Annotated in this window: 16 protein-coding genes and 1 tRNA gene; 8 read left to right on the forward strand and 9 right to left on the reverse strand. The window is 65.6% G+C overall.

Annotated features, from left to right (window positions below; translation table 11 throughout):
- Positions 1–618 precede the first annotated feature (618 nt).
- The gene (locus tag AB4Y64_RS02825; RefSeq protein WP_441814923.1) at positions 619–1464 is read left to right on the forward strand and encodes an abortive infection family protein; all 846 of its coding nucleotides are present in this window, start codon (positions 619–621) and stop codon (positions 1462–1464) included.
- 26 nt (positions 1465–1490) lie between these two features.
- Here AB4Y64_RS02825 and AB4Y64_RS02830 read toward each other — a convergent pair whose 3' ends face one another.
- A complete protein-coding gene (locus tag AB4Y64_RS02830) occupies positions 1491–2702 on the reverse strand; it encodes a tyrosine-type recombinase/integrase (RefSeq protein WP_441814924.1) in 1212 nt (403 codons plus the stop codon).
- A 182-nt stretch (positions 2703–2884) separates the two neighbouring features.
- On the opposite strand from AB4Y64_RS02830, the gene AB4Y64_RS02835 reads away from it, so the two are divergent.
- Positions 2885–2960 (forward strand) — tRNA-Ala (locus tag AB4Y64_RS02835).
- Between the two features lie 123 nt (positions 2961–3083).
- Here the strand turns inward: AB4Y64_RS02835 and AB4Y64_RS02840 are convergent.
- Complete coding sequence (locus AB4Y64_RS02840) at positions 3084–3542, reverse strand: MarR family winged helix-turn-helix transcriptional regulator (protein ID WP_441814925.1); 459 nt, start codon at positions 3540–3542, stop codon at positions 3084–3086.
- 308 nt (positions 3543–3850) lie between these two features.
- Here AB4Y64_RS02840 and AB4Y64_RS02845 point away from each other — a divergent pair, with 308 nt between their 5' ends.
- Positions 3851–4297 (forward strand): Ohr family peroxiredoxin, encoded by a 447-nt coding sequence (locus AB4Y64_RS02845; RefSeq protein WP_441814926.1) that lies wholly within the window; start codon positions 3851–3853, stop codon positions 4295–4297.
- A 78-nt stretch (positions 4298–4375) separates the two neighbouring features.
- Positions 4376–4666, forward strand: a complete 291-nt coding sequence (locus AB4Y64_RS02850; RefSeq protein WP_441814927.1) for a hypothetical protein — start codon at positions 4376–4378, stop codon at positions 4664–4666.
- Here AB4Y64_RS02850 and AB4Y64_RS02855 read toward each other — a convergent pair.
- The 4 genes from AB4Y64_RS02855 to AB4Y64_RS02870 all read right to left on the reverse strand — a co-directional run bounded on the left by AB4Y64_RS02855 (position 4659) and on the right by AB4Y64_RS02870 (position 6732).
- On the reverse strand, positions 4659–5291 hold the full coding sequence (locus AB4Y64_RS02855) for an AAA family ATPase (RefSeq protein WP_441814928.1): 633 nt from the start codon (positions 5289–5291) through the stop codon (positions 4659–4661). The genes AB4Y64_RS02850 and AB4Y64_RS02855 overlap by 8 nt on opposite strands.
- A complete protein-coding gene (locus AB4Y64_RS02860) occupies positions 5288–5644 on the reverse strand; it encodes a type II toxin-antitoxin system prevent-host-death family antitoxin (protein WP_441814929.1) in 357 nt (118 codons plus the stop codon). Before AB4Y64_RS02860 ends, AB4Y64_RS02855 begins: the two co-directional genes overlap by 4 nt.
- Before the next feature lie 220 nt (positions 5645–5864).
- Positions 5865–6239 (reverse strand): EF-hand domain-containing protein, encoded by a 375-nt coding sequence (locus tag AB4Y64_RS02865; protein WP_441814930.1) that lies wholly within the window; start codon positions 6237–6239, stop codon positions 5865–5867.
- A gap of 22 nt (positions 6240–6261) precedes the next feature.
- Complete coding sequence (locus tag AB4Y64_RS02870; protein ID WP_441814931.1) at positions 6262–6732, reverse strand: RT0821/Lpp0805 family surface protein; 471 nt, start codon at positions 6730–6732, stop codon at positions 6262–6264.
- A gap of 250 nt (positions 6733–6982) precedes the next feature.
- On the opposite strand from AB4Y64_RS02870, the gene AB4Y64_RS02875 reads away from it, so the two are divergent.
- Genes AB4Y64_RS02875 through AB4Y64_RS02890 form a run of 4 tightly spaced genes read left to right on the forward strand, consistent with a single transcriptional unit; the run spans position 6983 to position 13930 of the window.
- Positions 6983–8212, forward strand: a complete 1230-nt coding sequence (locus AB4Y64_RS02875) for an efflux RND transporter periplasmic adaptor subunit (protein WP_441814932.1) — start codon at positions 6983–6985, stop codon at positions 8210–8212.
- Between the two features lie 12 nt (positions 8213–8224).
- On the forward strand, positions 8225–11398 hold the full coding sequence (locus AB4Y64_RS02880) for an efflux RND transporter permease subunit (protein WP_441814933.1): 3174 nt from the start codon (positions 8225–8227) through the stop codon (positions 11396–11398).
- On the forward strand, positions 11398–12804 hold the full coding sequence (locus tag AB4Y64_RS02885; RefSeq protein ID WP_441814934.1) for an efflux transporter outer membrane subunit: 1407 nt from the start codon (positions 11398–11400) through the stop codon (positions 12802–12804). Before AB4Y64_RS02880 ends, AB4Y64_RS02885 begins: the two co-directional genes overlap by 1 nt.
- A 52-nt stretch (positions 12805–12856) precedes the next feature.
- Complete coding sequence (locus tag AB4Y64_RS02890) at positions 12857–13930, forward strand: serine hydrolase domain-containing protein (protein WP_441814935.1); 1074 nt, start codon at positions 12857–12859, stop codon at positions 13928–13930.
- Here the strand turns inward: AB4Y64_RS02890 and AB4Y64_RS02895 are convergent, their stop codons facing one another.
- Genes AB4Y64_RS02895 through lysA form a run of 3 tightly spaced genes read right to left on the reverse strand, consistent with a single transcriptional unit; the run spans position 13931 to position 17513 of the window.
- Complete coding sequence (locus AB4Y64_RS02895; RefSeq protein ID WP_441814936.1) at positions 13931–14641, reverse strand: M15 family metallopeptidase; 711 nt, start codon at positions 14639–14641, stop codon at positions 13931–13933.
- 27 nt (positions 14642–14668) lie between these two features.
- Positions 14669–16246, reverse strand: a complete 1578-nt coding sequence (locus AB4Y64_RS02900; RefSeq protein ID WP_441814937.1) for a serine hydrolase — start codon at positions 16244–16246, stop codon at positions 14669–14671.
- Complete coding sequence (lysA, locus tag AB4Y64_RS02905) at positions 16236–17513, reverse strand: diaminopimelate decarboxylase (protein ID WP_441814938.1); 1278 nt, start codon at positions 17511–17513, stop codon at positions 16236–16238. Before lysA ends, AB4Y64_RS02900 begins: the two co-directional genes overlap by 11 nt.
- Positions 17514–17563 lie beyond the last annotated feature (50 nt).

The raw sequence follows: 17563 nt of genomic DNA on the forward strand, positions 1-17563 counted from the left end.
AGTGCAAAACCTAGCGCCCTTCCCTCTCATGAGGTGAGACGTCCCAGCCTCGCCTGCAGCTTTGGTCTTTCTTGGCTAAGAGTCGCTCCGTCGCCAGGGGCGCAAAGCGTAAGGTCTTCGTCAGGTCATCATGACCTACGGCACGTGCACTACAGTCAAGCCCACTGACGACCTTGGCTGCCGGCATCGCCGCTCCTGCCGGTTCGACGCACTTCTCCCGAACACTTCGGCTCCATCCCGACCTGAGACCCTCATCACCTCACACGGACCCGCTCAGTCGAAGTCCTAGGATCGGGTCGCACCAGGCTCAGCCCTGCCGCCGAAGTCGACGACGCTCCGGCCGACCCTTATAGAGACGCAATGGCGCCTGCTGACGCGCGGGGAGCAACCAGCCCCTCACACCCGGCCCTCCTTCTCCACTGACCAACAGGGCCCGGGCCGCAGCGTATGAGAATTTTTCTCCGCAATTGCATTCGCGCGTCGCCGTGAGTTCATACAGGATAGAGCTATCCGGGCTGGACCAGCGGAAGGCCAAGCAGCGCACGGATTTCCACCGACAACGGCTCCCTGATCCTGATATCGCACTGCGCCTCTAACGATACCGAAGGACGTTCCTCGATGACTAACAAGCGCGAGTTGATCAGCCGGGTCACGCGACGCCATTTTCGAGAGTGGCTAGTCGGCTGGACATTGCGCGAGATTGATGAACTCTTCACATCGCACGGATTCGATAAATCCTTCATTCCTCCCGACATGCTGCCTGGCGGTCAGCGCCGTAACTCCGTCGAGTATTTCTACGAATCTGTTGATTGGGCGGATGAAGGTCAGGTCGCCCGCATTTTTCGTGTCTTCGAAGACATTCTGTTCAAGATGACCGACCTCACCTCGCCGTATCGGGCCGAACTACTGCGCTACTTGGAACGCGATGGCTACGTTCTCGATAACCACCACCTCGTGTCCAGAAGCGCGAGCCTCAGCACTACCTTTGGCGTTGCGCTCAATAGCCAGCATCTACGCGATCATGTTCAGCGAATCGAACGAGCGATCGACAAGGACCCAGCGCAAGCCATCGGCAGCGCAAAGGAGCTCCTCGAATCCGTGCTCAAAACGATTCTAGAGGGACTGAAGATCGATTATTCGGCCAACGATGACGTGCCAACCCTCCTCAAGGCTGTTCAAGGAGCCCTGGAGCTAGCGCCCAGCGGTGTTGATTCTGCTAAGCGCGGTGCCGCTGTCATCAAGCGCACTCTCAGCAACCTTGGCTCGATCGCCATAGGCCTTGCAGAGCTGAGGAATCTCTATGGCACCGGCCACGGAAAAGGAAGTCGACATCGCGGCCTTTCCGCTCGGCACGCCAGACTGGCGGTATCCGCAAGCGCCGCACTCTGCACGTTCTTGATGGAGACATTTGAAGGGCGGGTTGCCTCAGATGCCAAGGTTGAGGATTCGCCCAGCATGCCCTGACTTGGCGCCTCAGCCCGCCTGTCGCTTCAAGCAGCCAGCTTCGCTACTGCAGCTGCCAGCCCATCAGGCGCAAGATGCGAATACCGCAGCGTCATGGCGATGTCTGCATGACCAAGCAGTTCGCGCACGGTGTTCAAGTCCACCCCTGCCCGCACCAGCTTGCTTGCGAAGTGGTGGCGCAAGTCGTGGAAGCGGAAGCCGGTGATGCATGCAGATTCCAGCAGACCAGCCCATGCAGTCTTGACGTCTGACACGTCGAACACGCGCCCCACCCTGCCCGTCTGCGTGCCCCGCTGGGCAAGAGCTGCCTGCGCCTCGGTATTCAACGGGACGTGACGCTGACGTCCGCTCTTGGCGTTCTCGGCGCGAATGGTGAGCATGCGGGCTTCCAGGTCGACATCTGCCCACGTCAGCGACAACAGCTCGCCCCTACGCAACCCAGTGTTCATTGCCAGCAGCACGACGGGGGTAAGGTGATCGCCATAGCTACCGGCAGCCAGATCCGGATACAGCTGCTCGCCCCGGATCTTCCGCCAATGATTCCCCGAAGCGCGGGCAGCGACCATGTAGCCATCCCGGCGTTGCAGGGCTGCCCGCAGACGAGCTTCTTCATCGGGCGAGAGGTAACGTATGACCTTCCGGGACTGAACCGACTTCTGACGCAGCCCAAGCAGCGGGTTTCGCTCCAGCAGCCCCCAGTCCACGGCCTTGGTGAGTGCTGATCGCAGGCACGCCAGATCGCGCGCTGCGGTCGCCTTAGTCGGAGGCAGCAAGGTCTTGGCAGTGTTCGTGGTCAATCGATCCCGCCACCAGCTATCGATCAGGGCAGCGTTGAAGTGTGTCAGTGGCGTATCGAGCATCCCGGCGAACACAACTCGGATGCGCTCGACGTACTTGCGGCCACACTTGAGCTCGACCCGGGCCCATGGTGCGTAGCGATCAGTCAGGAACGCGTCCAGCGTGCAGCCGGTGGGCTTGGCCTTGGCGATGCTGGGCAGCCCCTGCTGGATGTACTCAGCTGCTGTCTGCTGGGCATGGGCCCGGGCCTGATCGAGGGTCAGATGCCCGAACGCCCCAAGGGTTCGACGCTTACCCCGCGTCCATTCGATGATCCAGGCTTTGTATCCCGACGGCTGGACGCGAAGGATCAGACCCCGCACTAGGGTGTCACGCAGCTCGTAGGGTCGCGCATGGGGCTGGGCGGCTGCGACGATGCGCTTAGTGAGGGCGGTTCTCATTGGGGCGTGGACCCGTAAGTGGCTGTAAGTGCCACGTTAGGACGGGCCCGAAAACGGTGTCCGGGTAAGGATCATCCGCATTGGGGCGATGGGACGGCTTGAACCCAAGCCTGGCCTACGTTTCCGACGTTCCCTACCCCGTCTTGGCAGCCGCCCCGGCGTGCCGCTAGAATCGGCCACATGGGGCGGTAGCTCAGCTGGGAGAGCGTCGCGTTCGCAATGCGAAGGTCGGGAGTTCGATCCTCCTCCGCTCCACCATTTCATCCAGCCTTGGAAGCCTCGGAAAGCAAGTCTTTCCGGGGCTTTCATGCTTTTGGGGCCCTCGGAGCTGTTCTGCCAGGAAGTGCGAAGCGGCTTTGCCGCCTTGCGATGATGGGTCGGTCAGGAACGCCCGTTATGCGCCGCTTCCAGCAGATTGGTCCGCAGGGCCACGATTTCCTTCTGCAGCCGCTTGAACTCGGCGGTGGAGATTCCGCACGAGTCGGCCAGATCGGTTGCGAAGGCCTTCTCGCGCAAACGCCTGCCGCCGTTGGTCAGACGCACGCGCACCTGCCGCTCATCGCTGGGATCACGCGTGCGCTCCACGTGACCCATCGCTTCGAGTTTCTTGAGGATAGGCGTCAGGGTGTTCGACTCCAGGAAGAGCTTTTCGCCAAGGCCGCTGACGGTCTGGCCATCTTCCTCCCAGAGCGCGACGATCGTGACGTACTGCGTGTAGGTCAGACCCAGTTCGTCCAGGAGTGGACGGTAGACCTTGCCGAAGGCCAGGTTGGTCGAGTACACCGCGAAGCACAGGAAGTCGGCCAGCTTGGTGGCTTGGGTTCGCTTGCCGGTTTTCATGAGGGTTGTCGTCCTGGTGAATCCAGGCGGCATTATTCAGCGCATGCGAGTAAATCGCAAGCGCTTTAGAAGGCTGAATGGACTTGGCGTCGTGCGCCGGGCAGCAAGGCGGCCCCAGCGCCGTTTAGATCCGCCTATTAATACGCATGCGCTTTAATCGCATGCGATGAACGGATCCTGAAGCCCGCCTCCCCTGTCGGTTGACGGCACCGGGCGACATCTCTACATTCCATTCCATCGCATGCGATGTACTCGTATGCGATCAACAACTCCCCCGCACCGCACCGCCCCCACCAGAGTACGCAGACATGAGCAAGATCAATAAGGTTCTCTTCACCGGCAAGACCCACACCACTGTTGGCCGCGCGCCCACCGGCGACGACCACGGCACCGTCAACCTGGCGCTGTCGGTCCCGGGCCAGTCCGAGTACGACCAGAAGTTTGAGGCCGTGGTTGCCCACCCCACCGCAGAACAGCTGTTCGCGGGCGCGTGGTCGGCGTGCTACATCACCGCCATCGGTCTCGTCGCCGCGCAGAAGCGCGTCGCGCTGCCGGCGGACTTGTCGGTCGACATCGAGATCGATCTGGGCCAGGCCGGCGCCGCATGGCTGCTGGAAGCACGCTTCCTGGTTCGCATCCCGGGCCTTGCGCAGGATGTCGCCGAAAAGCTCGCCCATGCCGCCCACGAGATCTGCCCCTACTCGAAGGCCACGCACGGGAACATCGAACTTTCCGTCAACGTCGCAACGTCGTAATTGCACCCGCGACCGGTCGCCCCGCCAGGGCGGCCGGTACGCGCCGTCCAGTCTCCCCACACCCACGCGGTTACCCGTATGAACAGCGAACGCACGCCCTACCAACCCATCAGCTGCGAGTTCCATGATCGCCTCGAGGACCTCGCGACAATGCGCAAGCGCACGCGAATCCAGTTCCGGGATGAGGACGGTGCCCAGCAGGACCGCGACGCCGTGATCACCGATGTGTTCGCCCACGACGGCGAAGAGTACGTGACCATCAACACGGGCGAGTCCGTGCGACTCGATCGACTGTTGGAAGTGGACGGCGCGCGCCTGGCCGACCATGAGGCGTCTGCGGCGTGCCCGATCGCGGAAGGCCTCAGCTGATCATCAACGCCGCTTCAAGCAGCGGCTTGGCCCACTGCGGCGTCCGCTCAAGCGACGCCACATCATCGGGCCAGGTCAGCCTGCCCGACACCATTTCCGCCACCAGCACCGGATCTGCAATCGCCTTGCCCCTCGCGACATCGACGCTGTTGTCGTAGACCTGAAGGTGCGCCAGATGCGGCATCAGCGCGATCAGGTTCTCCAGCGCGGCCGGATAGCGTTCGCGGATCTTCGCCTCGGGTATGTCGTGCCCGCCGACGGCCACGCGCGCCTTCACGCGCGCGATGTGCTGCTCCGGCGATGACAGGCCACAAAACCACATCAGCACGTCATGCGTCCGGCTGGCTGCGTGGATCCTGGCCGGGACGGTATGGCCACCGAGCGTGGTCTCGAAGGCGAAGTTTGTTCCGTGGTCCAGCGCTTCATCCAGCCGACGCATGCCTTCCTGCCAGGCCGCGGCATTGGCCTGCGCCTGGTCGCAACCTGTTTCCGCGATCAGCTCGCGCGCGAAGGTGTCCGGATTGAACCAGGACAGCCCGGCGCGTTCGAGCAGGTGGCCGCCGACCGAACTCTTGCCCGCACCGTTCACTCCAGCGAGGACATAGAGAACGGGACGCGACTTCAATGACTCGCCCCGGCCTTGACCTTGCCGCGCAGTTTCGCCGGACCGGTCATCAGTGCGCGCAGGCGATCACCGGCGTCTGCGGACTGCAGCGAGGCCAGGCGTTCGTCGAAGCGGTGGCGCAAATCGTCGAGCGCCGATTCGTTCTTCGATTCCGCCTCGTGCAGGGCGCGGATGATCGCGCCGTACTCCTCGGCCGACAGGATCACCGCTTCGGGTTCGTTGTGGTTGGTCACCACGACCTTGCCCTTGCGGCCGATAGCCTTCATCACGCCGCGCCAGCCGAGCTTCTTGACGTCCGAGGCGGGCGTCCTGGGCAGGTCTTCGATGGCATCGAGCTTGAGGGTCAGGGCCATGGCGTTGCTCCGGCAACTGGACTGGTTCCCAATATACCCCTTTTACCCATTTTGGCCAGAAGCTTGCGACCCGAGCGCTGCCTGACCCGCTTCCGGGGGGCCCGCCGGCGGCAGGCCAAGCGCCGCTCACGCCGAAAGGCGCCGGGGCAAAACCCCGGCGCCTTCGGATGTTCGGGAATTTCCGCACGGCACCAGGCGCATGCCTGGCGACCACGCCGCCTTACTTGTGCTTCGCGCTCTCGGCGCGATCGACCGCACCGTCGGCGTTGGTGTCCATCGCCGCGAAGTCGCTGTCGGTGAAGACATCGATCTCCTCGATGGTCAGGTAGCCGTCCTTGTCGCTGTCGATCTTGTCGAACTTGCTCGGGTCCGGCGCGGACTTCAGCTCGGCACGCGAGAGCTTGCCGTCGCCATCGCCGTTGCCGTCATAGAGCAGCACCAGCTCCTGCACGAAGCCGCCGTACTCGTTGCGGTCGATCTTGCCGTCGTGGTTGGCATCGGCAGCATCGAAGCGCGAGGGTGGCGCGTCGGCCTTGACCTGCGCAAACGCAGGAGTGGCAGCCGCCACGAGAAAGAGGAGGATCAGCTTGGTCATCATGATCGCGACGCCCCGGTTGTCAGCCCACATCCCATTGTCCATTGGATTTCTTGCACGCGGTGCCGGTGGTCTCGTCGACCGACGCGCCACCCACGCTCAGGCCACGGCGGAAGTCGCGGCAAACGCGTCCGTCTGACATCCGTTTGGTGTTGAGGGCGACAAAGTAGCCGGCCTCGTTGGTGCGCGGGTCGGCCCAGGTGATCTTCTGCCCGGAGGCGCCCTGGTTGAGTGCGCGCTGCGCCGCGTCCTTCTCGTACTCGGACTTGGCGTGCTTCTTGTAGATGTGGTCGCCAAGGAATCCACCGGCCACTGCGCCGGCCGCGGTCATCAGAACCCGCCCGGTGCCGCCGCCGAACATGTTGCCGACGAGGCCGCCAACCACCGCGCCTGCCACGACCGAACCGGTCTGCTTCTGGGTCTCGCGGGTCCCAGGATCGGTGGCGCAGCCGGTGACGAAAACTACCAGTGCCAAAACGATGCCGTACTTCATCGCCGCCCTCCTCCCTGGAACATGCCGCCAACGTGGCGCCTGTGTAGCGCGATTGTCCTGAGAGGCCGTGAATTAGCCGTGATCCTCGCCACCCGCGCCACGTCGTCACAAGACCATTGCACCCACTCTGCTGCTATCGCCGGCAAGCGCGCAGCGGTGGTCCGTCAGGTCCTCGAACCCGACGGGGCGCGGACAGCGCGGACGGGCATGTGGGACCCGGCTTCGCCAAGTCGACTTCAGGGTAGGAACCATGACTGCGAACGACCTCGCCGCTGCGGACGAACGCCTGCCCGCCCTCGTCGTCGCCGGCGCGCGGCAGTTCACCTTCGCCGCCGTCGTGGCGTCGCTGATGCTGGTCTCTGCCTGCGGCAAGGACGAACCGCCGCCCCCGCCTGCCGTGCCGGTCAAGGTCATGACCGTGCTGCAGCAGGACACCCCACTTTTTGAGGAGTTCATCGGCGAGGTCAGCGGCTCGCGCGAGGTGTCGCTGCGCGCGCAGATCACCGGCGTGCTGATGGCCAAGAACTTCACCGACGGCACGCTGGTCACCGAAGGCCAGAGGCTCTTCAGCATCGATCCGCGCGAGCCCCTCGCGCAGCAGGCCAACGCCCGCGCCGGGGTGGCGGCCGCCCGCGCCGACCTCGCCCGCGCCCGCCAGGACGTCGACCGCTACGGCCCGCTGGTGAAAGAGAACGCGATCTCCAAGCAGATCTACGACAACGCCGTTGCCGGGATGCAGGCGGCGCAGGCCCAGGTCGCGGCCAACCAGGCCGTGCTCGACCAGGCCTCGCTCGGCGTGGAGTACGCCACGGTGACCGCGCCGCTGACCGGCCGGATCGGCGCGGCCCAGGTGTTTCCCGGCGACCTGATCACGGCAGGCACCACGGTGCTCGCTGAATTGTCCGAAGACGACCCGGTGTGGGTCTACTTCAGCATCAGCGAAGCCAAGCTGCTCGATTACGAACGACGTTACCAGGGCAGCACGCCGGGTGTGGACGACCCGATACGGCAGGTCAGGCTGACGCTGACCGATGGCACGCAATACAAGACCCCCGGCCAGATCATCTTCGCCGACCGCGCGCTCGATGCGCGCACCGGCACCTATCGCCTGCGCGCCGAGTTCCCCAATCCGCAGCATCAGTTGTACCCGGGCCTGTTCGCCCGCATCCAGGTGCGCGCCGACCAGCGCAAAGGCGCGCTGCTGGTGCCCGATCGCGCGGTGGTGCAGACGCTGGGCAAGTACTTCGTCACCACCGTCGGCGCCGATGGCAAGGCGCAGCAGGTGCCGGTCACGCCCGGTCCGCGCTACGGCGGCCTGTGGGTCATCGACAAGGGCCTCAACCCCGGCGACAACGTGGTGGTGGAAGGTGTGCAGAAGGCGCGTCCGGGCGTGCCGCTGAAGGTGACGAAGGTGACGTACGAGCAGCTCCAGGCGCCCGCGCCCGAGGCGCCGCCACCCGGCGGCGCGGCCAAGGGTTAAGGGGCGTAAACCATGGCGCGCTTTTTCATCGACCGCCCCGTCTTCGCGATCGTCATCTCGCTGTTCCTGGTGCTGGCCGGCACGCTGGTGATGATCGGCCTGCCGATCTCGCAGTTCCCCGATATCGCCCTGCCCAACGTCAAGGTCACCACGCTTTATCCGGGTGCGAGCGCCGACGTGGTCGAGGACGCGGTCACCGCGCCGCTGGATACGCAGATCAACGGCGTCACCGACATGAAGTACATCAAGTCGGTGTCCGGCGACGACGGCTCAACCTCCATTTCGGTCACCTTCGACCTCGAACGCGATGTCGACATCGCCTCGGTGGAAACCCAGAACCGCGTCGCCCAGGTGCAGCCGCGCCTGCCCAGCGAGGTCAACGACATCGGCGTGACGGTGGCCAAGAGCTCGCCCGACATCCTGATGTTCCTGTCGTTCTATTCGCCCAAGGGCAGCTACGACCAGCTGTTCCTCAACAACTATCTCTTCAACTACATCCTCGACACGCTCAAGCGGGTCAAGGGCGTGGGCGAGGCCAAGGTCTACGGCTCCGAATTCGGCATGCGCCTGTGGTTGCGCCCGGACAAGATGGCCAGCCTGGGCCTGACCACCACCGACGTGGTGTCGGCGATCCAGGAACAGAACAAGCAGGCCGCGGCCGGCCAGGTCGGCCAGCCGCCGGCCGATTCGCCCAGCGGCTTCCAGTACTCGCTGCGACTGCAGGGACGACTGGTCGAGCAATCCGAGTTCGAGGACATCATCCTGCGCGCCAACCCGGATGGCTCGTATATCCGCGTGCGCGACGTCGCCAGGGTCGAGCTGGGCGCCAAGGACTACAGCACCGTGGCCAAGTTCAACGGCCAGCCGGCGGCGGCGATGAGCATCGCCCTGGCGCCGGGCGCGAACGCGCTGGAAACCGCCGAGCTGATCAATGCCGAGGTGGAGCGGCTGGCGAAGAGCTTCCCCGCCGACCTGGACTACGACATCACCTACGACACGTCCCTCTTCGTGGTCGCCTCGATCGAGGAGGTCGTGCACACCTTCGTCGAGGCGCTGATCCTGGTGCTGATCGTGGTGTTCCTGTTCCTGCAGAGCTGGCGGGCGACCCTCATCCCGATGCTGGCCGTGCCGGTGTCGCTGATCGCCACGTTCATCGCTTACCAGTTCCTCGGTTTCTCGATCAACACGCTGTCGCTGTTCGGCATGGTGCTGGCAATCGGCATCGTGGTGGACGACGCGATCGTGGTGGTCGAGGCGGTCGAGCACATCATGGAGCACGACAAACTGCCGCCGAAGGAAGCCACGCGCAAGGCCATGGACGAGGTCTCCGGACCGGTGGTGGCGATCGCACTGGTGCTGTCGGCGGTGTTCATCCCGATGGCGTTCGTGCCGGGCGTGACGGGCCAGTTGTACAAGCAGTTCGCCTTGACGGTGGCGGTGTCGACCATGTTCTCGGCGCTGGTCGCGCTGACCCTGACGCCGGCGCTTTGCACGCTGCTGCTCAAGCCCAAGCAGCCCGGACCGCCGAAGGGGCTGCTGGGCCGGTTCTTTGCCCGTTTCAACCACTATTTCGAACGCCTCACGTTCCACTACACCGGCGTGGCCAAGCGCGGCACGGGTGCGCTGCGCCATATCGTGGTGATCATGGTGGTGCTGCTGGTGGGGCTGTTCCTGCTGTTCCGCATCACCCCGACCGGTTTCGTGCCGGACGAGGATGTCGGTGCGTTCTTCATGCAGGCGATCCTGCCCGATGCGTCCTCCACCAAGCGCACCGACCACGTCGTCGAGGAACTCAACAGCAAGCTGCGGGCACTGGACGGCGTCGACGCGGTGCTGGGCATCACCGGCTACGACATCATCTCCGGAACCGCCGCGCCCAATGCGGCGATGATGGTGATCAAGCTCAAGCCCTGGGAAGACCGCAAGAAGAAGGAGCAGCAGGTCAATGCGCTGATCCAGAAGGCCATGGGCATCGGCGCGCAGACGCCCGAGTCGGTGGCGATCGCGTTCAACCCGCCTGCCCTGCCCGGCTTCGGCACGGTGTCGGGTTTCTCGATGATGCTGCAGGCGCGCGACGGCCAGACCGCGGAGGAACTGGCGGAGATGTCGGCGCAGTTCATCCAGGCCGCGCAGAAACGGCCGGAGATTGGCCGCATCACCACCACCTACTCGGCCTCCACGCCCAACTACCGCATTACCGTGGACCGGGAAAAGATCAAGAAGCTCGGCATCCCGATCTCCGACGTATTCGGCACGCTGCAGGTGTTCCTGGGCAGCCTGCAGGTCAATGACTTCACGCGCTTTGGCAAGAACTACCGCGTCTCGCTGCAGGCCGACGCGGAGTTCCGCCGCGACATTTCCACCTTGTCGAAGTTGTTCGTGCGCAACGGCAACGGCGAGATGGTGCCGCTCGATACGGTGGTGACCGCCACGCCCGGCATCGGCCCGCGCTTCACCATGCGCTACAACCTGTACCGCAGCGCCGAGATGACCGGTTCGCAGGCGCCCGGATACAGCTCCGGCGATGCATTGCAGGCACTGCGCGAAGTCGCCGCCGAGGTGCTGCCGGCCGGTTACGGCTACGAGTGGTCCGGGCAGACCGCCGAGGAAGTGGAGGCCGGCAATGCGGCGGCGATGGTGATGGCGCTGTCGGTGGTCGTGGTGTTCCTGTTCCTGGCCGCGTTGTACGAAAGCTGGGCGGTGCCGTTCGCGGTGCTGCTGGCCACGCCGTTCGGCGTGCTCGGCGCGCTGATCGCGATCCTCATCGCCCACCTGGACTTCAACGTCTATGGGCAGATCGGCCTGGTCACCCTGATCGGCCTGGCGGCGAAAAACGCGATCCTCATCGTCGAGTTCGCAAAGCTCTATCGCGAAGGCGGAATGTCGATCCACGAGGCCGCGTTGACGGCGGCCAAGCTGCGCCTGCGCCCGATCCTGATGACCTCGTTCGCCTTCATCCTCGGCGTGGTGCCGCTGGTGCTGGCCAGTGGCGCCGGCGCGGCCTCGAAGTTCTCGGTGGGGACGGTGGTGTTCGGCGGCATGCTCACCGCCACGCTGCTGGCGGTGCTGGTGGTGCCGGCGCTCTACGTGCTGATCCAGAGCCTGGCCGAACGCTTCGGCGGACCGCCGAAGTTCAAGACGACGGCAGCGACGCCGCAAGCGCCGCCGGAGGGAGGAGCGCACTGATGCGTGCCACCGCCCTGCTCATCGGCCTGACGATCGCGCTCACTGGCTGCATGCTGGGCCCGAATTACTCGCGGCCGGATCTCGACCTGCCGGTGCAGTACCGTGCGCCGCTGACCCAGGCAGAAGCGCGCTCCATCGCCGACGTTGCCTGGTTCGACCTGTTCCGCGATCCGCAACTGTCGGCGTTGATCCGCGAGGCCATCGACAACAACCTGGACCTGCGCCAGGCCCTGTCGCGGGTCGAACAGGCCCGCGCCAACGCCAAGTTCGCGCGCGGCTCGCTCGGACCCGACATCCGCGGCACGCTGAGCAGCACTCCGTCCCCGGGCAGCGGCGACAACGACACGGTCTACTCGGCCGGCCTGTCGCTGGTCTGGGAAATCGACCTGTTCGGCAAGCTGCGCCGCGGCAGTGAGGCGGCCCGCGCCAACCTGCTGGCGACCGAGGATGCGGCACGCGGCGTGATGGCGACCCTGGTCACCCAGGTCGCCGCCACATGGCTGTCGCTGCGCGAACTCGATGAGGAGCGGGCGATCATCGAGCGCACCATCACCAGCCAGGAAGAATCCCTGCACCTGATCCGCGCACAGATGCGCAGCGGTGTGGCGTCCGGCGCCGAGGAACAGCAGGCGATCGCGCAACTGGCGACGACGCGGGCGCAGCTGCCCTCCACCGAGCAGCAGATCCTCGCCACCGAGAACCAGCTGGCGCAACTGCTGGGCCGCTACCCGCAACCGATCGATCGCGGCAGCCCGATGGCCAACGGCGGCATGCCAGATTCGCCCGACATTCCCACCGGCCTGCCGACCGAGCTGCTCGAGCGCCGGCCCGACGTGCGCCTGGCCGAGAACCAGCTGCATGCGGCGACCGCGCGCGTCGGCGTCGCCGTGGCCAATCGGTTCCCCTTCCCGACCATCGGCCTGAGTGCGCTGTTCGGCCGCAATGCGGTCGACCTGAGCGACCTGGGTTCGAGCAACCGCTCGCTGAGCGTGAACTCCTGGGGCCCGTTCGTCGACCTGCCGATCATCGACTTCGGCCGCGCCGGCGCCAATGTCGACCTCGCCCGCGCGCAGACCGACGAGGCCACCCATACCTACCGCCAGACCGTGCTGCAGGCACTGGTGGAAGTCTCCAGCAACATCAGTTCCTACGAGAAGTCGGCCAGCATCATCAGCGCCAACGAGGAAAGCACGGCGGCCAATCGCGAGAACCTGCGGCTGCAGCGGCTGCGCTACAAAGCCGGCGTCAGCAGCTACCTGGAAGTGCTCGATGCCGAGCGGCAGCTGCTCAGTTCCGAGCTCAACCTGTCCCGCGCCCGGCTGTCGCGGCTGACCTCCTACATCGATGTCTACCGCGCCCTGGGCGGCGGCTGGTCGGACGAGGAGTTGTTGCGGGTCGCGCAGTAGCCAGGCGCCAAATGCCCCCCAAAACGCCCCGCAGTGCCGTTACCATCTGCCGATGCGCATACCGCCCTGGTTCCTCGGATCCGTCCTCCTTCTCGCGGGTTGCGCGACCGGGAGCCACTCGATGCCGCACGCGCCGCACGACACGTTGCAAGGGCAGGTCGACGCGCTGATGCGCGACTATGACGGGCACGTGCCCGGAGCGTCGGTATTGATCCTGCGCGACGGCAAGCCGCTGCTGCGTCGCAGTTACGGCATGGCCGAGCTCGAATCGGGCGCCGCATCGTCGCCGACCACCAACTACCGCCTGGCGTCGGTGAGCAAGCAGTTCACCGCGGCATCGATCCTCCTGCTCGCCGAAGACGGCCGCCTGCGCCTGGAAGACCCCGTGCGCCGCTGGCTGCCCACGCTGCCAGATGCCGCCGACAAGGTGACCATCCGCCACCTGCTGACCCACACTGCCGGCCTGATCGACTACGAGGACGTGATGGACCCGGCCAGCACCGTGCAGGTGCACGATGCAGACGTGCTGCGCCTGCTCGAATCGCAGGACCGTGCCTATTTCGCGCCAGGCAGCGACTACCGCTACAGCAACAGCGGCTACGCGCTGCTGTCCCTGATCGTCGAGCGGGCGTCGGGGCAGCACTACGCGCAGTTCCTGCACGACCGCATCTTCCAGCCATTGGGCATGGACCATACCGTGGCCTACGAGTCCGGAATCTCCGAAGTCGCCCATCGCGCCTACGGCTACACTTTCGACCAGGGCCGCTGGCTGCGTACCGACCAGAGCACCACCAGCGCGGTGCTGGGCGACGGTGGCATCTATTCCTCGATCGACGATCTGGCCAGGTGGGACGCCGCGCTCTACGACCAGCGCCTGCTGCGCAGCCGGTCGCTGCAGGAGGCGTTCACGCCGGCCACGCATACCGACGATCCCACGGTCGAGTATGGCTACGGCTGGCGCATCACCGGCGAGACGCTATGGCATTCGGGCGAGACCATCGGCTTCCGCAATGTCATCGTGCGTTATCCGCAGCGGCACCTGACCGTGGTGGTGCTGACCAACCGCAATGATCCGGAGCCTTATGGGCTGGCCAAGCAGATCGCGGGATTGGCGCTGGGGATCTGATCAGCGGATCGGGACGTCGAAGAACACATTCGGCGCCGGTTCCGGGTTCAGGGTGAAGTGCCACCACTCCATCGGGTAGTTGCGGAAACCGCCGCGCTCCATCGCCGCACGCAGGCGTTGCCGGTTGTCGCGTTGGCGCGCATCGACCTGGGGTGAATCGGTGTTGGCGCGCGTGTCGAAGAAGTCGAATGGCGTGCCCATGTCCAGGGGCACGCAGGCACCGCCGTCACTGCCGCATTGCAACAGGGTCAGATCGAGCGTTGCACCGCGGCTGTGGCCGGAGGTCGGCGAAATGTAGTCGCCCAGCAGCTGCCGCTTGTCGAGCCGCGGGTAGTACTCCGGCTTGGTGCGCTGGTCGTCGAGGTCGCCTGCCCAGGCGACGAAGTTCCGCACCGCCCGCGCCGGCCGGTAGCAGTCGAACAGGCGCAGGCGCATGCCTTGCTGGCGCAAGCCGAGCTCGACCTTCTGCAACGCCTTTGCCGCGTCGGCAAGCAGATAGCACCGCGCCGCGCCATAACCGTCGACGGTGGCGCCGGTGAAGTTGTTGCTGCCCGCATAGCGCATGTCCAGATCGAAATCAGGGACAAGACTGCGGATGTCGACCAGGCCTGCGGCTTCGGGCGTGGTGGCGCTGGAGACCGGCATCGACGGCGGGGTCGACGCGCATGCGGCGACGGCAAGGACGGCAACGAGCAGCGCGCAACGCTTCATGCAATCCTCCCCCGCCACGTCCGGGCCTCAATCGCAGCCACGCTCCCGCGCAAACGCCAGGTCTTCATAGTCATAGCTGAAATCCGCCTGCGGATCGACCTTGGCCAGCCGCATCTGCGTGGCATCAGGAAAGTCCAGCCACGCCTCGGCATCGACGCTGTCGTCATCCCAGTTGACCAGCAGGCGCTTGCCGGCACGCTGGACGATGCCGGTCAGCATCGGCGACTTCTGCGCGCGCAGGCGCACCGCATCGCCGTCGCGACACAGCGACACCTCGCCGAACCACGGGTCGCGATAGACACCCAGTCGCGACGACAGCTCGCTCGCCTTGACTGCATGCCGCTTCGACGTATCCGGTGCCTTGTCGGTTGCCGGGCGGGCCGCGTCTTCCTGGTCCAGCAGGCCGGCGTAGTGGGCAACGGTCAGCGTCGGATCCGGATGCGTGTAGCGCTTGACCAGCACTTGCCCGAGCACCGTGCGCGCCTGCTCGCCTTCGCCGTTGATCAGGATGACGAAGCCCGCGCCCTTGTCGGGCAACAGCGTCACCATCGAATACATGCCCATCAGCGTGCCGGTGTGCGAGACCTTGAACGTGCCATCGACATCGGCCAGGCGCCAGCCGTAGCCGTAGGCGGAGAAATGGCTGTTGTCCCAGTCGCGCATGCGCCGCGACAACGGCATCGGCATCTGCGGCGCCCACAGCGCTTCGCGCTGCTCGCGAGAGATCCAGCTGGCGTTGGGACCGGACGGCTTCAGCCAGGCGCCGGCCCAGGTCAGCATGTCGTCGAGGCTGCAGCGGATGCCGCCGGCCGGGTCCATGGTGGTGGCCGCGATCGCATCGCCATCGCTGCGCACCGGGATGTTGCGCTCGCCCTGGCGCATGTGCGGCTGGGCAACATTGCCGACGACGTCGCGGCGCCACGCGCCGACCTGGCAGCGCCGCATCCCCAGCGGCTCGAAGACCTCGCGGCGCACCAGTTGCTCGTACGGTGCGCCGCCCGCGGCCGCGGCAACTTCGCCGGCGACGATGTACATCAGGTTGTCGTAGTCGTAGCCGGCGCGGAAGCTGCGCTGCGACTTGAGATACCCCAGGCCGTGGATGATGTCGGCACGGGTGAAGCTGTTGGGTTCCGGCCACAGCATCAGGTCGCCGGCACCGGCGCGCAGGCCGCTGTTGTGGATCAGCAGGTCGCGCACCTGCATCTCGCGGCCGACCCAGGGGTCGTACATGCGGAAGTCCGGCAGCCAGCGCACCACCGGGTCGTTCCAGTGCAGTTTGCCGGCATCGACCAGGCGCGCCAGCGTGGCGGTCGTCATCGACTTGGTGTTGGAGGCGATCTTGAACAGCGTGGCCGAGTCGATCTTCTGGCCTTCGCCTTCGACCAGTTCGCCGGCCGTGCGCGCGTAGACGACCTTGCCGTCCTCGACGATGCCCAGCGCCAGGCCCGGCAATCGGTAGCGCGACATCACCTGGTCGAAGACGGCATCCACTTCTGCCTTGGCCGTACTTTTATCTGCTGCCCGTGCCGACGGCACCACTGCAAGCAGCAACGCGGCCACCAGCGCAACCGGCGCGCATCGCAACAGCATCGTGTCAGGCTTCATTCCACACCTTGGGCAGTTGTTCGCCGGCCATCATCTCGGCCATGGTCTGGCGCCGCCGGATCACCGCGTAGCGGCCGTCGTCGAGCAGCACTTCGGCGGCAAGCGGTCGCGAGTTGTAGGTCGAGGCCATCGATGCACCGTACGCGCCCGTGCCGCCAATCGACAACAGGTCGCCGGCCTGGCACCGGGCCATCTCGCGGTCGCGGGCAAAGGTGTCGCCCGTCTCGCACACCGGCCCGACGACGTCGTAACGGGTCATCTCGCGCGAATCGCGATGCAACGGAACGATCTCGTGCCAGGCCTCGTAGAGCGATGGGCGCATCAGGTCGTTCATTGCCGCATCGACCACCAGGAAGCTGCGGTCCACGCCAGGCTTGACCCGGATCACGCGCGTCAGCAGCACGCCGGCCTCGGCCACCAGGTAGCGGCCCGGTTCCAGCACCAGCGTGCCCTGGAATCGGGCGAACACCTCCCGCACCAGCGCGGCATAGTCCGCTGCCGCCACAGGATGGTCGTGACCTTGCCGATAGCACACGCCCAGACCGCCGCCGATGTCGACGCTGGTGATGACGTGCCCGTCCGCTTCCAGCTCCTGGCGGAACGCCTCCACGCGCCGCAGCGCCTCGGCAAACGGCTCCAGGCTCAGGATCTGCGAACCGATATGCGCATGCAGGCCGTCCAGGCGCACGTTGCTCAGCTTGCCTGCATTGGCGAACCAGCGACGGGCCTCGTCGATGGAGACGCCGAACTTGTTCTCCGACTTGCCCGTGGAGATCTTCTCGTGGGTGCCGGCGTCCACATCGGGGTTGATGCGGGCCGCGGCGCGCGCGCAGACGCCATGCAACTGCGCGACCTGCTGCAGCAGGCGCAGTTCATCGAGCGACTCGACATTGAAGCGCCAGACCCCGACCGCCAGCGCCGCGGCGATCTCCTCGGCGGTCTTTCCGACCCCGGAGAAGACGATGTGCTCGGCCGGGATACCGGCTGCGAGGCTGCGATGAAGCTCGCCCAGCGACACGATGTCGGCGCCGACACCGTGATTGGCCATCAACTGCAGGATGGCGACATTGGAATTGGCCTTGACCGCATAGCAGATGCGATGGTCGAGCCCGTGGAAAGCCGACTGCATCGCGCTGATGCGCTGCCGGATTGCGTTGGCGGAGTACGCGTGGAACGGGGTGGGCAACTGCGCGGCCAGGGCGTGCAGGTCGACGCCGTCGAAAGTGTGCATCGTGTGCGTCATTGCCTGTTCGATTGACAACGTCATCGACCCGGCATCCTCACCGGGTCGCAAACGAGAAACGGGCGGCCCGACGA

The sequence above is a fragment of the Lysobacter sp. TAF61 genome (assembly GCF_052113485.1).
In the GTDB taxonomy this organism is placed as follows: Bacteria; Pseudomonadota; Gammaproteobacteria; order Xanthomonadales; family Xanthomonadaceae; genus Lysobacter_J.

Excerpts from the sequence above, each read along its gene's own strand:
- AB4Y64_RS02825 (WP_441814923.1), top strand. The coding sequence starts at position 619 with ATGACTAACAAGCGCGAGTTGATCAGCCGGGTCACGCGACGCCATTTT.
- AB4Y64_RS02830 (WP_441814924.1), bottom strand. The coding sequence starts at position 2,702 with ATGAGAACCGCCCTCACTAAGCGCATCGTCGCAGCCGCCCAGCCCCAT.
- AB4Y64_RS02840 (WP_441814925.1), bottom strand. The coding sequence starts at position 3,542 with ATGAAAACCGGCAAGCGAACCCAAGCCACCAAGCTGGCCGACTTCCTG.
- AB4Y64_RS02845 (WP_441814926.1), top strand. The coding sequence starts at position 3,851 with ATGAGCAAGATCAATAAGGTTCTCTTCACCGGCAAGACCCACACCACT.
- AB4Y64_RS02850 (WP_441814927.1), top strand. The coding sequence starts at position 4,376 with ATGAACAGCGAACGCACGCCCTACCAACCCATCAGCTGCGAGTTCCAT.
- AB4Y64_RS02860 (WP_441814929.1), bottom strand. The coding sequence starts at position 5,644 with ATGGCCCTGACCCTCAAGCTCGATGCCATCGAAGACCTGCCCAGGACG.
- AB4Y64_RS02865 (WP_441814930.1), bottom strand. The coding sequence starts at position 6,239 with ATGACCAAGCTGATCCTCCTCTTTCTCGTGGCGGCTGCCACTCCTGCG.
- AB4Y64_RS02870 (WP_441814931.1), bottom strand. The coding sequence starts at position 6,732 with ATGAAGTACGGCATCGTTTTGGCACTGGTAGTTTTCGTCACCGGCTGC.
- AB4Y64_RS02875 (WP_441814932.1), top strand. The coding sequence starts at position 6,983 with ATGACTGCGAACGACCTCGCCGCTGCGGACGAACGCCTGCCCGCCCTC.
- AB4Y64_RS02880 (WP_441814933.1), top strand. The coding sequence starts at position 8,225 with ATGGCGCGCTTTTTCATCGACCGCCCCGTCTTCGCGATCGTCATCTCG.
- AB4Y64_RS02885 (WP_441814934.1), top strand. The coding sequence starts at position 11,398 with ATGCGTGCCACCGCCCTGCTCATCGGCCTGACGATCGCGCTCACTGGC.
- AB4Y64_RS02890 (WP_441814935.1), top strand. The coding sequence starts at position 12,857 with ATGCGCATACCGCCCTGGTTCCTCGGATCCGTCCTCCTTCTCGCGGGT.
- AB4Y64_RS02895 (WP_441814936.1), bottom strand. The coding sequence starts at position 14,641 with ATGAAGCGTTGCGCGCTGCTCGTTGCCGTCCTTGCCGTCGCCGCATGC.
- AB4Y64_RS02900 (WP_441814937.1), bottom strand. The coding sequence starts at position 16,246 with ATGAAGCCTGACACGATGCTGTTGCGATGCGCGCCGGTTGCGCTGGTG.
- lysA (WP_441814938.1), bottom strand. The coding sequence starts at position 17,513 with ATGACGTTGTCAATCGAACAGGCAATGACGCACACGATGCACACTTTC.